Annotated in this window: 12 protein-coding genes and 1 riboswitch; of the genes, 3 read left to right on the top strand and 9 right to left on the bottom strand. The window is 71.3% G+C overall.

From position 1 onward, the window contains the following. Positions 1–253: 253 nt before the first annotated feature. Positions 254–1,534: a cytochrome P450 gene (locus tag AB0L71_RS20245; RefSeq protein WP_365244549.1), complete on the bottom strand. Its 1,281-nt coding sequence runs from the start codon at positions 1,532–1,534 to the stop codon at positions 254–256. A 280-nt stretch (positions 1,535–1,814) separates the two neighbouring features. On the opposite strand from AB0L71_RS20245, the gene AB0L71_RS20240 reads away from it, so the two are divergent. Next, positions 1,815–2,993: a steroid 3-ketoacyl-CoA thiolase gene (locus AB0L71_RS20240; RefSeq protein ID WP_365244546.1), complete on the top strand. Its 1,179-nt coding sequence runs from the start codon at positions 1,815–1,817 to the stop codon at positions 2,991–2,993. A gap of 136 nt (positions 2,994–3,129) precedes the next feature. On the opposite strand, the gene AB0L71_RS20235 is transcribed toward AB0L71_RS20240, so the two are convergent. The 8 genes from AB0L71_RS20235 to AB0L71_RS20200 all read right to left on the bottom strand — a co-directional run bounded on the left by AB0L71_RS20235 (position 3,130) and on the right by AB0L71_RS20200 (position 11,543). Continuing rightward, on the bottom strand, positions 3,130–3,834 hold the full coding sequence (locus AB0L71_RS20235; RefSeq protein WP_365244543.1) for a hypothetical protein: 705 nt from the start codon (positions 3,832–3,834) through the stop codon (positions 3,130–3,132). 242 nt (positions 3,835–4,076) lie between these two features. After that, on the bottom strand, positions 4,077–4,505 hold the full coding sequence (locus tag AB0L71_RS20230) for a transglycosylase SLT domain-containing protein (protein ID WP_365244541.1): 429 nt from the start codon (positions 4,503–4,505) through the stop codon (positions 4,077–4,079). 321 nt (positions 4,506–4,826) lie between these two features. Then, the gene (locus AB0L71_RS20225) at positions 4,827–5,660 is read right to left on the bottom strand and encodes an ECF transporter S component (RefSeq protein ID WP_365244860.1); all 834 of its coding nucleotides are present in this window, start codon (positions 5,658–5,660) and stop codon (positions 4,827–4,829) included. A 5-nt stretch (positions 5,661–5,665) separates the two neighbouring features. Beyond that, the gene (locus AB0L71_RS20220; protein ID WP_365244538.1) at positions 5,666–7,393 is read right to left on the bottom strand and encodes an ATP-binding cassette domain-containing protein; all 1,728 of its coding nucleotides are present in this window, start codon (positions 7,391–7,393) and stop codon (positions 5,666–5,668) included. Beyond that, positions 7,390–8,544, bottom strand: coding sequence for an energy-coupling factor transporter transmembrane component T (locus AB0L71_RS20215; RefSeq protein WP_365244535.1), 1,155 nt, complete (start codon positions 8,542–8,544; stop codon positions 7,390–7,392). Before AB0L71_RS20215 ends, AB0L71_RS20220 begins: the two co-directional genes overlap by 4 nt. After that, positions 8,541–9,233, bottom strand: coding sequence for an SCO2322 family protein (locus tag AB0L71_RS20210; RefSeq protein ID WP_365244532.1), 693 nt, complete (start codon positions 9,231–9,233; stop codon positions 8,541–8,543). The genes AB0L71_RS20215 and AB0L71_RS20210 overlap by 4 nt, the downstream gene beginning before the upstream one ends. Continuing rightward, positions 9,230–10,504 (bottom strand): prenyltransferase/squalene oxidase repeat-containing protein, encoded by a 1,275-nt coding sequence (locus AB0L71_RS20205; protein ID WP_365244529.1) that lies wholly within the window; start codon positions 10,502–10,504, stop codon positions 9,230–9,232. Before AB0L71_RS20205 ends, AB0L71_RS20210 begins: the two co-directional genes overlap by 4 nt. 126 nt (positions 10,505–10,630) lie before the next feature. Beyond that, a riboswitch (cobalamin riboswitch) is annotated at positions 10,631–10,706 on the bottom strand. A gap of 129 nt (positions 10,707–10,835) precedes the next feature. Next, positions 10,836–11,543, bottom strand: coding sequence for a GntR family transcriptional regulator (locus tag AB0L71_RS20200; protein WP_365244526.1), 708 nt, complete (start codon positions 11,541–11,543; stop codon positions 10,836–10,838). Between the two features lie 345 nt (positions 11,544–11,888). On the opposite strand from AB0L71_RS20200, the gene AB0L71_RS20195 reads away from it, so the two are divergent. Together AB0L71_RS20195 and AB0L71_RS20190 are read left to right on the top strand one after the other, a co-directional pair. After that, positions 11,889–12,743, top strand: a complete 855-nt coding sequence (locus tag AB0L71_RS20195) for a fumarylacetoacetate hydrolase family protein (RefSeq protein ID WP_365244523.1) — start codon at positions 11,889–11,891, stop codon at positions 12,741–12,743. Between the two features lie 97 nt (positions 12,744–12,840). Next, the gene (locus AB0L71_RS20190; RefSeq protein WP_365244520.1) at positions 12,841–13,770 is read left to right on the top strand and encodes a VOC family protein; all 930 of its coding nucleotides are present in this window, start codon (positions 12,841–12,843) and stop codon (positions 13,768–13,770) included. Positions 13,771–13,936 lie beyond the last annotated feature (166 nt).

Here is a 13,936-nt window from a genome sequence, read left to right as displayed (position 1 = left end):
CCATCCAGGAACTCCGTCGGTGTCCGAACTCGGATGCCGGCAACCGGCGTTCGGATCCCACCCTTGCCGACGGTGCGGGGACGGGCGCACCGTCCCCGCACCCCGTCAGTGGATCGCCGCATGACCAGCATCCGCCCATCGTCCCGGCTCCGCCACTCGAACGGCGCAGGGGAAGGGGAAGCGGGGCTGCCGTACGGGCGGCGGGGCCGGCCATGGGAGGGCGGCACCCGCCGTCCGCACCTTGCGGCGGCGATCAGTTCCCGGTAGTACCGGCATCCTCCGCGACGCGCAGGGCCGTGCTGACCTGGAGTTGCTTGATCCCGTTGAGCCATGCCGAGCGCAGCCGCCGGGGATCCTCGACCAGCCGCAGGTCCGGCAGGACGTCCGCGACGGCGTTGAAGATCAGGTCGATCTCCATCACCGCAAGGGACTTGCCGAGGCAGAAGTGCGGACCGCCGCCGCCGAAGCCGAGATGCGGGTTGGGGTCGCGGGTGATGTCGAAGGTCTCCGGGTTCTCGAAGACCTCGGGGTCGTTGTTGGCCGAGGAGTAGAACATCCCGACCCGGTCGCCCTTCTTGATCCGCTGTCCGCCCAGTTCGGTGTCCTGGGTGGCGGTCCGTTGGAAGGAGACCACGGGGGTGGCCCAGCGCACGATCTCCTCCGCCGTCGTCGCCGGCCGCTCGCGCTTGTAGAGCTCCCACTGATCGGGGTGGGTGAGGAAGGCGTGCATGCCGTGACTGATGGCGTTACGGGTGGTCTCGTTCCCGGCGACGGCGAGAAGGATCACGAAGAAGCCGAACTCGTCGGAGGAGAGGTTGCCCTCGTCCTCCGCGGCGACCAGCTGGGAGACGATGTCCTTGGCCGGGCACTCCTTGCGGGCCGCCGCCAGATTCATCGCGTACCCGACGAGTTCCATGGCCGCCTCGGCACCGACCTCCTCGGTGATCGCGTACTCGGGATCGTCGTACGCGGCCATCTTGTTGGACCAGTCGAAGATCCTGGACCGGTCGTCCTGCGGTATGCCGATGAGTTCCGCGATGGCCTGGAGCGGAAGTTCGACGGCGATGTTGGTGACGAAGTCGAACGAACCGTCGTCGCCCGCGGCGGTGAGAGCGCTCTCGACGATTCGGCGGGCCCGGTCGCGAAGGGCCTGCTCCAGCGAGCGTATCGCCCGGGGGGTGAAGCCCCGTTGGACGATCTGACGGACCCGGGTGTGCTCCGGCGGGTCCATGTTCAGCATGATCAGCCGCTGGACGTCGATCTGGTCGCGGCTGATCGACTCGTTGAACCGGATGATCGCGGTGTTGGTGTTCGAGGAGAACAGTTCGGGGTGGGTGGAGACGTACTTGACGTCCGCGTGCCGGGTGACGACCCAGTAGCCCTCGTCGCCGAAACCGGAGATGTTGACCGGCTGAGGGCACCACCAGACCGGGGCGGTCTCCCGCATCTGTGCGAACTCGGGGAACGGGATGCGGGCTTGGAGCAGATCGGGATCCGTGAAGTCGAACCCTTCGGGCAGATGAGGGCAGGGCATCGGCAACTCCAGGTCGGGCCGAGAGCCGCCCGGACTTTATCTGACGACTCATCAGAACTGCCCGAAAGGTAGTAACGAGTTCTACAACTGGCAAGGGGCGCGGTCCGATCCGTTGTGCGGGAAGAGGGCGGGGTGGGGGCGAAGCGGGCGCAAGGTGCGTGCACAACCCTTGCGAACCCGGGGTCACCCTCATAAGACTGCTTGCAGAACTAGAACGCGTACTAGTTCACTTCCGCGTGCGCCGGGACGCCTTGCGGAAGTGTGAGGAGAGGACGAGCCCATGGCCGCGGAACCCGTCATCGTCGAAGCCTTACGCACCCCCATCGGCAAGCGCGGAGGCGCGCTCGCCAATCTCCACCCCGCCTACCTGCTGGGCGAGACCTACCGAGAACTCCTGGCCCGCACCGGCATCCACGCCGACTGTGTCGAGCAGATCGTCGGCGGCACGGTCACCCACGCCGGTGAACAGTCCATGAACCCGGCCCGCACCGCCTGGCTCACCGTGGGCCTTCCGTACGAAACCGCCGCCACCACCGTGGACTGCCAGTGCGGCTCCTCGCAACAGGCTTCCCACATGGTCGCGAACATGGTCGCGGCCGGAGTGATCGACATCGGCATCAGCTGCGGCGTCGAGGCCATGTCGCGGGTGCCGCTGGGCAGCGGCTCCAAGCACGGACCGGGCAAGCCCTGGCCCGACGAGTGGAACGTCGACCTGCCCAACCAGTTCGAGGCCGCCGAGCGCATCGCCCGCAACAGGGGGCTGACCAGGGAGAACGTCGACGCGTTCGGGCTGCTCTCGCAGGAGCGGGCGGCTGCCGCCTGGGCCGAGGAGCGGTTCAAGCGGGAGACGTACGCGGTCCAGGTGCCGACCACCGAGGAGGAGCAGGCGGCCGGTCAGGGCATGTGGCGTCTGGTCGACCGCGACGAAGGGCTGCGGGACACCACGATGGAGGGGCTCAGCCGGCTCAAGCCGGTCCTGCCCACCGCGGTCCACACCGCGGGCACCTCCTCGCAGATATCCGACGGCGCCGCTGCGATCATGTGGGCGTCCAAGCGGATGGCACGCGCCCTCAAGCTCAGGCCGCGTGCCCGGATCGTCGCCCAGGCGCTGGTCGGCGCCGATCCGCACTTCCACCTCGACGGTCCCATCGACGCGACCCGCGCGGTGCTCGGCAAGGCCGGGATGTCGCTCAAGGACATCGACGTCGTCGAGATCAACGAGGCCTTCGCATCCGTCGTGCTGAGTTGGGCCCAGGTCTTCGAGCGGGACCTCGACGGGCTCGCGAAGGTCAATGTCAACGGCGGAGCCATCGCGCTCGGCCATCCGGTGGGCGCCACCGGAGCCCGGCTGATCACCACCGCCCTGCACGAACTGGAGCGCCAGGACAAGGAGTTCGCACTGATCACCATGTGCGCGGGCGGTGCGCTGGCGACCGGGACCATCATTCAGCGACTCTGAGGCCGTGTCCGCGCGGCAGCCGGGGGAGCGCCGCGGCCCGCGGCTGTCACGCGGCGCCGGACCCGTGGCGACCGCCGTGGAACCGGCCGGTCCCCCCGCCGGAGCCAGGCCGCCCGGTGGGCGGGGGCGGGGCCGCTCAGAACGACACGTGGTGGGGGAAGGTGGTGGGGGGACCGAACAGTGCGGCGTACTCCTCCTCGTACGGACGGCGGTGGCGCCCGGACCGGGGCACCTCGGCGACCGGGGCCGCGAGCGTGAGCAACCCGTCATTGGCGAGTTCCTGCACACGCATCAGGAGCGCGCGGACCTCCAGGCCGAGCTCGGTGGCGACCGTCTGCACATCGAGGCCGGACTCCCAGCTCCACAGCAGCACGGAGTCCATGCTGGGCGACCAGACCACCGGGTCGCCCACCTCGGAGGGCGGCACCGGGGGAGGGGGCGGTGCCGGTGGAACGGGCGGCGGCGCCGCGGCCATCTCCTCGCGCGGGTGGGGAAGGATGATCTCGGGTGCGACAGCAAGGCCGGCAGGAGGGGTGGCAGGAGGATCGGGGGGAGGGCAGGCGGGAGGATCGGCGGGCGGCTCCACTGCGGCTTCCTGCACGGTGGGGGGCGGCGGGTTCAGAAGTTCCTGAGCGAGGGTCCGGGCGCAGCCACGGCCGACCGTGCGTCGCGCCAGGCGCACTTCGCGTTCGTTCAGGCCCAGCAGATCCGCGATCGTGCCGTCGTCGCCGATGGTGACGGCGAAAGCCGCCAGCGTTCTGCTCCGAATCGCCTGCGCTTCGTCCAGCGATGCCTGTGCCCGGCGCAGACGTTCGTCGCTGGCACAGAATGCTTCCGCCAACAGGGCGTTCCGGTCCCATACTTCTCGAGGCTCCACGTAGGGGACAACGTTCCGGCGACTGACGGAGACGGATCCTTCCGCAAAATGCGCCTGAATGGACCAACGGGTGGGTGGGGCGGCCAAGTTATATGAATGTGTCACGCGTCCGGCTGCGGGGCTCCAGCGGGCACGGCGAAGGCCCCGGCCACCGGAACGGAAGTCCGGGCGGTCGGGGCCTTCGTGGGCGCTCAGCGAGTGGTGGCTCAGTACCAGTGGTGGGTCTGCCAGAACGACCAGGCGCCGCACGGGCTGCCGTAGCGGGAGTTCATGTAGTCCACGCCCCACTTGATCTGGGTCTTGGGGTTGGTCTTCCAGTCCGCGCCGGCGGAGGCCATCTTCGAACCCGGCAGGGCCTGGACCAGACCGTAGGCGCCGGACGAGGAGTTGGTCGCGGTGTGGTTCCAACCACTCTCGTGCTGGACGATGTTGCTGAAGCACTGGAACTGCGCGGCGTTGCCGACCATCGACCGTGCCGTGTCCTTCGCGCTTGCCGTGACACCGGTCGGTGCGGCCATCGCCGGAGCGGCTCCGAGGGTCAGGCCCGTGGCGCCGAGGAGAACGGCGGTGCCGGCGAGGGCGGACTTGCGACGTGCGGTGCGGGGCAGGGCGAAGAGGGCGCGGGTGAACGACACGGGAGTCCTAACGTCGGTTGCAGGGAAGTCGCGGGCCGGTCCGGACCGTGGGGCGGTCCCGGTGGATCGGTCGTGGCCGACCGCGGTCCGTTCGAGTGGACCAAGCGGTGCTCGGCGACGTGCTCCAGTGTTAGCGGCGCCGTCCGGTCCTGGCAAAGGCCTCAGATACGAGCACCCTTCGCATCCAGGGTAAAGAGCGCATAAGTCGGTGAATCGTCCCCAAGGGTGTCCTGGCTGGTCAGAGGCGATAGGGGGTCGTTCGTGCGGGGGCGGGTGCGCTACTAAACCCGGTCGTGGAGGGGTGAGGGCCTGTGGGAGGCCTCACTTCGCGGAGGCGTCGAATGTGACCTGGGCCTCGAACGCGGCGCGGCGGGTGGCCCGGCGCAGCGCCTTCAGCAGCGTCGGTCCGACGGTCAGGGTCAGCACCACGGTCAGCGCCGCGCGTCCCAGGTCCCAGCCGAGTGAAGTCGCCGCGCAGTAGGCGAAGAAGCGGACCAGGTTCTCCGACAGGGGGTCACCCGGGTGGAAGGAGACACCCGAACCGAGTCCGGCCACGATCGTCCAGCCGTACAGGTTCATCACCGTGCCGTACGCGAACGCCGCCACGAACCCGTACCCCGCGAGCATCAGCAGCTCCGCCCGCCCGCGCAGCCGGTCCGGGCCGGGCAGCAGGCCCGCGCCCATGGTGAACCAGCTCATCGACAGCATCTGGAACGGCATCCACGGACCCACTCCACCGGTCAGCAGCGCGGACGCGAACATCGTCACCGAGCCGAGCACGAAGCCGAAGCCGGGCCCGAGGACCCGGCCGCTCAGCACCATCAGGAAGAACATCGGTTCCAGCCCCGCCGTGCCCGCGCCCAGCGGGCGCAGCGCGGCGCCGACCGCGGCCAGCACCCCCAGCATCGCCACCGCCTTCGCGTCGAGACCGGAGTCCGCGATCATCGCGACGACCACGCCCACCAGCAGCGGCAGCAGCGCCGCGAACAGCCAGGGTGCGTCCTGGGAGTGCGCCAGACCGGAGTGCGCACCGGCCAGCAGCGGCCAGCCGAACGCGACCACACCGATCGCACTGATGAGGACGAGCGCGGCGATCGCACGGGGCCCGAGACGCACCGGCCGTGCCCGGCGCCCGCCGGTGACCTTGTCGTCCATGTCGCTCATGACGTGACTCCGAGTGCGCCGCGCACCTGCGCGACGGTCAGCCACTCCTGTGGAGCGAGGATCTTCGCGGTCTGCGGGGAGAACGCCGGGGAGGAGACCACCACCTGCCGGGTTTCCCCGTCCGCGACGGCCTCCCCGTCGGCCAGGATCACCACCCGGTGTGCCAGCTCGGCCGCGAGCTCCACGTCGTGCGTGGCGAGCACGATCGCATGCCCCTCGGCCGCGAGGCCGCGCAGCACCCCGACCAGCCGGGCCTTCGCCGCGTAGTCCAGGCCGCGGGTCGGCTCGTCCAGGAGCAGCAGCGGGGGCCTCGCGGTGAGCACCACGGCCAGGGCGAGCGCGAGGCGCTGGCCCTCGGACAGATCGCGGGGGTGTGTGTCGTCCGGCACACCGGGCAGCAGTTCGGAGACCAGCGCCCGGCAACTGCCCGCCGCCGCGCCCGCGTCCGCGTCGGCCGCCGCGCACTCGGCGGCGACCGTGTCCGCGTACAGCAGATCGCGTGGTTCCTGCGGCACCAGGCCGACCCGGCGCACCATCTCGCGCGGCGGCGTACGGTGCGGGGTCCGGCCGCCGACGAGAACGCTGCCGGTCGTGGGCTCGACCATGCCGACCAGCGTGTTCAGCAGGGTGGACTTGCCCGCGCCGTTGCGGCCCATCAGAGCGACGGTCTCACCGGCGGCGACGGTGAGCGTCACCCGGCGCAGTGCCTCGACGCGCCCGCGTCGTACCCCGAGACGCTCGACCCGGGCCGGGACGTCGGCGACGGGACCGGGTGCCGCGGCGGTCGGCACGCCGCGGCGCAGCAGCCGGGCGAGCGCACCGCGCCGCACGGGTGCGGGGGAGGGGGCGGGGGGCGGCAGGGGCACGCCGGCCCCGGACGGCGCGGACGACGAGGCGGGCGTTCCGGTGAGCGCCAGCCGTTCCCGCAGGTCCGCCGCCCGGCGCCGGGCATCGCGGACCGAGAGCGGCAGCGGCTCCCACCCCGCCAGCCGGCCCAGCGCGACCACCGGCGGGTGGACAGGGGAGACGGCCATGATGTCCGCGGGCGCGCCCATGACCGGAGCCGCGCCCGGCGACGGCAGCAGGACCACCTGGTCCGCGTACTGCACCACCCGCTCCAGCCGGTGCTCCGCCATCAGGACCGTCGTGCCCAGGTCGTGCACCAGTCTCTGGAGCACGGCGAGGACCTCCTCGGCCGCGGCCGGGTCCAGCGCGGACGTCGGCTCGTCGAGGACCAGGACCTTCGGGTGCGGGGTGAGGACCGAACCGATCGCGACCCGCTGCTGCTGGCCGCCGGAGAGTGTGGCGATCGGCCGGTCGCGCAGCCCGGCCAGACCCAGCAGGTCCAGGGTCTCCTCGACCCGCCTCCGCATCACGTCGGGGGCGAGGCCCAACGACTCCATCCCGTACGCCAGCTCGTCCTCGACCGTGTCGGTGACGAAGTGCGAGAGCGGGTCCTGGCCCACCGTGCCGACCAGATCGGCGAGTTCACGTGGTTTGTGGGTACGGGTGTCACGCCCGCCGACCGTCACCCGGCCGCGCAGGGTGCCGCCGGTGAAGTGCGGCACGAGACCCGAAACGGCCCCCAGCAACGTCGACTTGCCGACCCCGGACGGGCCGACGAGCAACGCCAGCTCGCCCTCCGGAATGGTGAGATCGACCCCGGAGAGGGTAGGGCGCTCCGTCCCTTCGTACTGCACCGAGACCTGCTCGAACCGGATCACTTGCTCTCCTCGGGAGTCGGGGCGCCCACCGGGGGCGGCACGGGCGCCACCACCGCGGGCAGCAGCCCGATCAGCACCGCAGCCGCGGGCCACAACGGAAGCACCGGTGCGACGAGCGGGACGACCCCGGGGTGCAGGGCCTCCGCGTCGACACCGCCCGCCCAGATCATCGCCGCCGCCACCATGCCCCCCGAGGCGGCCACCAGCCAGGCCCGCACACCCCACCGGTCGGGGCGGTAGCGGGTACGGACCGTGCGGGCCCCGCCGAGCCACAGCCCGGCCGTCGCGGCGAGCAGCCCGGCGACCAGCAACGGAAGGCCGTACACCGCACCCTGCGCGGCCAGCAGGCCGTACGTGCCCGCGCACACCCCGAGCAGCCCGCCCAGGGTGAGGACGTTGGTGGTGTGCCGGACGGCGGGCGGGATCTGGGCGGTGCGCCCGTATCCGCGCGCGTCCATCGAGGCCGCCACCGCGATCGAGCGCTCCAACGCGCCCTCCAGGACCGGCAGTCCGATCTGGAGGACCGCCTTGACACCGCCCGTCGGACGGCCCCGCAGACGCCGCGCGGTGCGCAGCCGCATCACGTCGGCGACCATGTTCGGCGCGAAGGTCATCGCGACCACGACGGCGACCCCCGCCTCGTACAGTGCGCCCGGCAGCGACTTCAGCAGCCGGGCCGGGTTGGCGAGCGAGTTCGCCGCGCCGACACAGATCAGCAGGGCGGCCAGCTTCGCCCCGTCGTACAGCGCGAAGACCAGTTGCTCGGCGGTGACCCGGCCACCGATCCGGACACCCTGTGCCCAGTCGGGCAGCGGTACTTCGGGGAGGGTGAACATCTCGTGCGTCCCGGGGATCGACGAACCGAGAACGGCGGAGAAGAGCAGCCGCACCCCGACGACGAACAGCCCGATCCGGATGAACGCCCCGTACGAACGGGCCCACGGCGCATCCGTCCGGCGTGCCGCGACGACATAGCCCGCCACCCCCACCAGCAGCCCGAGCAGCAGCGGATTGGTGGTCCGGGACGCGGCGGTGGCGAGGCCGAGTGCCCACACCCACCAGGCCCCGGCGGGCAGGGCGTTGCTCCGGGTCGCCGCGGGGGCGCGCAGCGGGCGGCGTGACCGGACCGGGCGGATGGTCGAGGCGGTCATCCGCGGCGGCGGGCCTGCACGATGGCGGCGACGCCGAGGAGGAGGACGGCGCCGACCCCGGCCAGCACCCCGACGGACGGCCCACCGCCGGAGTCGTCGGAAGCGGTGGAAGCGGTGGAGGCGGCGGATGCGGCAGCGGACGGGGTCGCGGACGCGCCGGACGCCTGGTGACCGCCGTCGGCGACCTGCTCGCCGCAGCCCGTGGCCGGATAGCCGGATATGGCGCAGAGCAGTGCGCTGCTGTCGTAGCGCAGCGGCTTGGCCACCGACGCCAGCGCCTCCGCGGCGCTCGCGTCCGGGGCGACCCGCGCGCATGTGGTGCGCAGCGCCGGCGGGGCCTCACCGTCCGGGGCGTCCGCCGCCGTGCCCGGGTCGATGACCAGCGCGACCCGCTTGGTGCCGTCCTCGGCCGGGGTGTCCGCGCATATCTCCGCGAAGTCCGGGGAGCGGCGTGGCTCCGCCGAGTCCTGGGAGTCCTCGCTCACCGAGAACCGGAAGCCCTGCACCGTGCCGTCGTCCGGCCGCACCTGGGACGGGCCCTGGGTGGCGTACGCCCAGCCGGTGCCGGAGCCCGTCCAGTAGGACCAGTACCGGTACCCGGTCGCCGCCTGGGCCGTACCCGCGCCGAGCGCGGCGAGGACGGCGCTCAGGACCACCAGGAGAGCGGCGGCCCTTCCGGCCCGCCTCACAGCTGCTGGCTCTTCCGGCGGCCACTGATCAGGAAGCCCGCGCCCGCACCGACGACGAGGCCGATGCCGACGTACCACCACACGCCGCCGATCACGTCGTCGCCGCTGTGGACCCCGTCCTTCTCCGTGGGCACGTACCCGGTGTCGGCGGACGGGTCGGGGGTCGTGACCACCGCCGGGACGGGGCCGGTCGCGTTCAGCTTGTCGACCAGGTTGACGCCGCCGAAGTCGCGGGCGTCGGCACCGGCCGCGTGTGCGGCCAGCACCAGTTGCGCGTAGGCGGCGGGACCGCCCTGCTCGGCCCAGGACCCGGAGTTCTTCTTCAGCCAGGCCACGGCCTTGGCCGCCTTGTCCTGGTGGCCCGCGGCCGACAGGGCGACGACCGCGTCCGCGGTGTTGCCGAAGTCGGGCTGCGGGGTGGAGTCCTCGGCGCCGGGCATCGGCGCCAGGTTCAGATGACCGTTCGTGGCGAGGGCGTCCGCCAGGTAGTACGCGCCGTTCTGGGCGGCCTGCTCGGGCGTCGGGTCGGATCCCGGGGTGCAGGTGGGTGCCTTGGCGGCGGCGTTGTTCCCGACCGCCATGGCCTTGCCCATGGTGCCGAGCACCGCGGCCGCGGTGGCGTCCGCGTTGGCCGTGAGCTTGCCGTTCTTCTCCGGCTGGTAGGCGAAGGCGCCGCCGTCCTTGTCGCCGCACGGGATCGCGAGCGCGAGCAGCGGGGCGTAGGGAGTCTTGCCGCCGCTGGTCGTGATGTCCCCGAGCCGCTGTCCCTGCCGGGCGAGGGCGCCGATCACCAGCGAGGTGGAGTTGGCGTCGCTGGGAGCGTCCGCGGTGTAACCCCAGCCGCCGTCCTCGTTCTGGATGGCCTTCAGCCAGCGCACCGAGTTGTTCACGATCTCCCGGTGCCCGCCCACCTCGACGAGGGCCTGGACGGCGGCCGCGGTGGCGTTGGTGTCCAGCACCGTCTTCGTGTCGCACGGCTGGGAGACGTCCGGCCGGTACGCGGCATAGGCGCCGTTGCCGCACTGCTGGGCGATCAGCCAGTCCACCGACTGCGTGGCGGGGGTGACGCCCTCGACCCGCTGGGCGAGGAAGGCCAGTGACTGCCGCCACACCCCGTCGTACGTGGGGTCGCTCGTGCCGTAGAGCCCGGAGGGCAGTGCGGCGGACGGCGAGGGCGACGGGGACGGCGCTGCGACCGCGGCCGGGGCAGCGGCCGCACAGAGCACGGTGGCGAGGGCGGCGAGCGCTGCTGCGCTGCGACGTACGGTCATGGCGGGCGGGGCCTCTCCTGGGAGAACCGGGCAAGGCACGCTCACGCACCAGGCTCCGGCTCCGTATACCTCGACGGTGCCGACCACCGGTCTTCCGGTGGTCCGAGCCGGTCACGACCGGGGACAGGGCATTCCGACTCGCCGTCTGCGGCGACGGCTCACGGCTGCGTGGTCAGTGCCGGATTCGCACCGGCTTCCCCCTGAACGGGCATGATGACGACGCGCCCACTCTACCGGTCGGGGCGGGGGCTCCCGGGTGGTGGCGGTCACATCCCGCCACCGGGCCCGCCCGCTCCTGCCGTGCCATTTCGGCCGGGGTGCGGCCCCTCGGTCATCGTGCCGTGTCGTCCATGCGCTCGACGCCTTCCACCAGGCCGCTCTCCAGCAGGATCCTGGAGGTCCGCTCGTAGTGCTCGCGCAGCTGCTCCGTCGCGCGTTCCGTATCGCGGGCCAGGGCGGCCGCCACCAGGTCGGCGTGCTCGGCCGCCACATCGCGGACCGAGGCGGCCAGGGTCGGCGCGCTCCACCGGCGTCGCAGTTCGGTGATGTCGAACAGGGTGTCGCACATGTCGAGCAGCGTCGGGACCCCGCACGCCTCGATCAGTGTCCGGTGCAGGCTCCGGTGCGCTGCCGACCACTCCTCGGTGACGCGTTCCGGGTCGTCCTCCCGGCGGCGTGGAGTGTTGGCCAGGCGATGGTGCGCGGCCACCACCTCGGACTCCCAGGCCAGATCGCCGCGTTCGATCGCGAGACGCAGGGCCAGGGTCTCCGTGTGGCAACGCACCAGGGTGATGTCCTGGAGATCGGCCAGGGACAGCCGGGGCACCGAGAAGCCGTGATTGGGCCGGAGATGGACGAACCGCTGTCCGGCAAGCCGGGTCAGGGCCTCGCGCACCACGGTGGTGCTGGTCTCGTAGTGCTTGGCCAGCGCGGACACTCGCAGCTGCTCGCCGGGCTCCCAGTGCCCGTTGAGGATGTCGGCCCTGATGCGTTCGTGGACTTCCGTGACGAGGCTGTCTGCTGTTCCGCGCTTTGCCATGTCGAGACTATATCATTTTGAAATAATGCATTCTCGTTGGGTTTGGGTGTTACGCACCGCCACTCTCGGCGCCTCATGTGCGTGCTCGGGGTGAAGCTGATCGACGGGAGTGTGCGTGTCGTGCGGTGACGGTGCGTATGAGTCGACTACGCAACGCATTAAATATTCTGTCTAGACGACTGCACAATGACTGTGTAGCGTGCGACGTGTTCGAGCCGGAGGTCATGGCGCGGTGACGCGTCGGTCCGGTGCGGAGGGTCCCTCCGTGCGCCCGGCCGCCGTTCCCCGGCGGCGGCCGGGCGCACGTCAGCGGGGCCGAGTTCATCGACGCAACAGGAGCAACACATGAAGCTGGTGAGTTTCCGTCATGGTGGGCGGACGTCCTTCGGCCGCCTCGTGGGGGACAAGGTCATCGACTGCGGTCCGCTGTTCGACGGCAGGTACGCGAGCGTCCGGGACCTGATCGGTCAGGACGGGCTCGGGGCCGTCGCCGAGGCGACCGAGGACCGCCCGGCCGACTTCGCCCTGGACGAGATCGAGCTGCTGCCGCCCGTTCCCGATCCGGGGAAGGTCCTCTGCGTCGGAGTCAACTACCGCACCCACCGTGAGGAGACGTCCCACCAGCCGGTCTCCCATCCCACCGTCTTCCCGCGCTACGCCGATTCGCAGGTCGGCCACCGGCAGCCGCTGATCCGGCCCCGTGAGACCGAGATGTTCGACTACGAGGGGGAGCTGGCTGTCGTCATCGGCAAGCCGGGCCGGCGTATCCCCGTCGAGCAGGCCTTCGATCACGTCGCCGGATACTCCTGCTACAACGACGCCACCGCCCGCGACTGGCAGCGGCACACCAAGCAGTGGATGCCGGGCAAGACCTTCCCCGGGACCGGTGGTTTCGGCCCCGCGCTGGTCACCCGGGACGAGATTCCCGACCTGACGGCGCTCACACTCACCACGCGGGTCAACGGCGAGGTCCGCCAGTCCGCCGGGCTCGCCGATCTGATCTTCGACCTTCCGGCGCTGATCGCCTACATCTCGACCTTCACCCCGCTCGCCCCCGGCGACGTCATCGTCACCGGTACGCCCGGCGGAGTCGGCCTGTTCCGTGAGCCGCCGGTGTTCCTGAAGCCCGGTGACACCGTCGAGGTCGACATCGACGGAGTCGGCCTGCTGGTCAACGCGGTGGCCGATGAGGAGATCTGAGGCGCGGCCTCGGACGGGCGCCCCTCCCGTCGGCCTCGCGCAGTCCCTCTTCGGCCACGGACAGAGAAACACCACAAAGACATAGACGAGGCGCGACATGGCACTGCACACGCTGCGGCGGATCACCCTCGGCGTCCCCGACGTCCCGGCGGTGTCCCGTTTCTACACCGAATTCGGGCTCCAGCCGCTCGGCGAGGGGCGTTTCGCCTCCGTCGACGGTGGCGAACAGCTGAGGCTCGTCCAGCGGCCCACCCGCCGCCTGGTCGAGATGGTCATCGGCGTCGACGACCAGGACGACCTGTACCGGGCCGCCTCCCGGCTCACCCGTGAAGGATTCGGATCCCGGCCCGACGGCACCGCGCTGACCGCGACGGAACCCGTCACCGGAGTCCAGGTCCGGCTGGAGGTCGCACCGCCGCTGGCACCGGAGGCCGGGATACTCCCGGTGCTGCCCAACTCACCCGGGAACACGGTGCGTTCGAACGCGCGGGCCGAAGCGCTGGCCCGCGGCGGACCGGTCAGGCCGCGCAAACTGGGCCATGTCGTCCTCGGCTCCACCGACCTCGCGACCAGCATGAGGTTCTTCGAGGACGGGATCGGCTTCAAGGCCAGCGACCGCATCAAGGACCGGGGCTCGTTCCTGCGCTGCTCCACCGACCACCACAACCTGCTGGTCCAGAACACCCCGGTCACCTTCGTCCACCACAGTTCGTGGCAGGTGGAGGACGTGGACGAGGTGGGGAGAGGAGCCTCCTCGATGCTGGCGGGGGACCCCGCCCGGCATGTCTGGGGCCTGGGCCGCCATCACATCGGCTCCAACTTCTTCTGGTACCTGCGCGATCCCTCGGGCACGTTCGCCGAGTACTACAGCGACCTCGACCAGATCCTCGACGAACAGCTCTGGAAGCCGGAGGTCTTCGAGGGGCAGCTCGCGCGCTACAACTGGGCCTCGCCGCCCCCGCCGTCCTTCCTGCGCCCCGACGACCTGGCAGAACTCATGACGGGAGCCCACGCCCCCAAGGCCTGACCAGGAGCCACCGGGCACCTTCGGGGCCCGCGCGCCCACCGCGTACACCGGTGGGCGGAGCAACGGCCGGCGGACCCGCTCACCCCCACGCTCACACCCCGCTCGCCCTTCCCCCCACGCTCACACCCCCGCTCGATCTCAGCACGGAGCCGCGCAAAGGAGCGCT

The organism is Streptomyces sp. NPDC052052, assembly GCF_040680455.1.
Taxonomy (GTDB): domain Bacteria; phylum Actinomycetota; class Actinomycetes; order Streptomycetales; family Streptomycetaceae; genus Streptomyces.
The sequence above is the reverse complement of the archived record's forward strand: the minus strand, read 5'-3'. Positions and strand labels throughout refer to the sequence as shown.

What these genes read in the sequence shown, in the direction of transcription:
- AB0L71_RS20195 (WP_365244523.1), top strand. Translation starts at nt 11,889, where the DNA reads ATGAAGCTGGTGAGTTTCCGTCATGGTGGGCGGACGTCCTTCGGCCGC.
- AB0L71_RS20205 (WP_365244529.1), bottom strand. Translation starts at nt 10,504, where the DNA reads ATGACCGTACGTCGCAGCGCAGCAGCGCTCGCCGCCCTCGCCACCGTG.
- AB0L71_RS20240 (WP_365244546.1), top strand. Translation starts at nt 1,815, where the DNA reads ATGGCCGCGGAACCCGTCATCGTCGAAGCCTTACGCACCCCCATCGGC.
- AB0L71_RS20225 (WP_365244860.1), bottom strand. Translation starts at nt 5,660, where the DNA reads ATGGACGACAAGGTCACCGGCGGGCGCCGGGCACGGCCGGTGCGTCTC.
- AB0L71_RS20215 (WP_365244535.1), bottom strand. Translation starts at nt 8,544, where the DNA reads ATGACCGCCTCGACCATCCGCCCGGTCCGGTCACGCCGCCCGCTGCGC.
- AB0L71_RS20200 (WP_365244526.1), bottom strand. Translation starts at nt 11,543, where the DNA reads ATGGCAAAGCGCGGAACAGCAGACAGCCTCGTCACGGAAGTCCACGAA.
- AB0L71_RS20245 (WP_365244549.1), bottom strand. Translation starts at nt 1,534, where the DNA reads ATGCCCTGCCCTCATCTGCCCGAAGGGTTCGACTTCACGGATCCCGAT.
- AB0L71_RS20190 (WP_365244520.1), top strand. Translation starts at nt 12,841, where the DNA reads ATGGCACTGCACACGCTGCGGCGGATCACCCTCGGCGTCCCCGACGTC.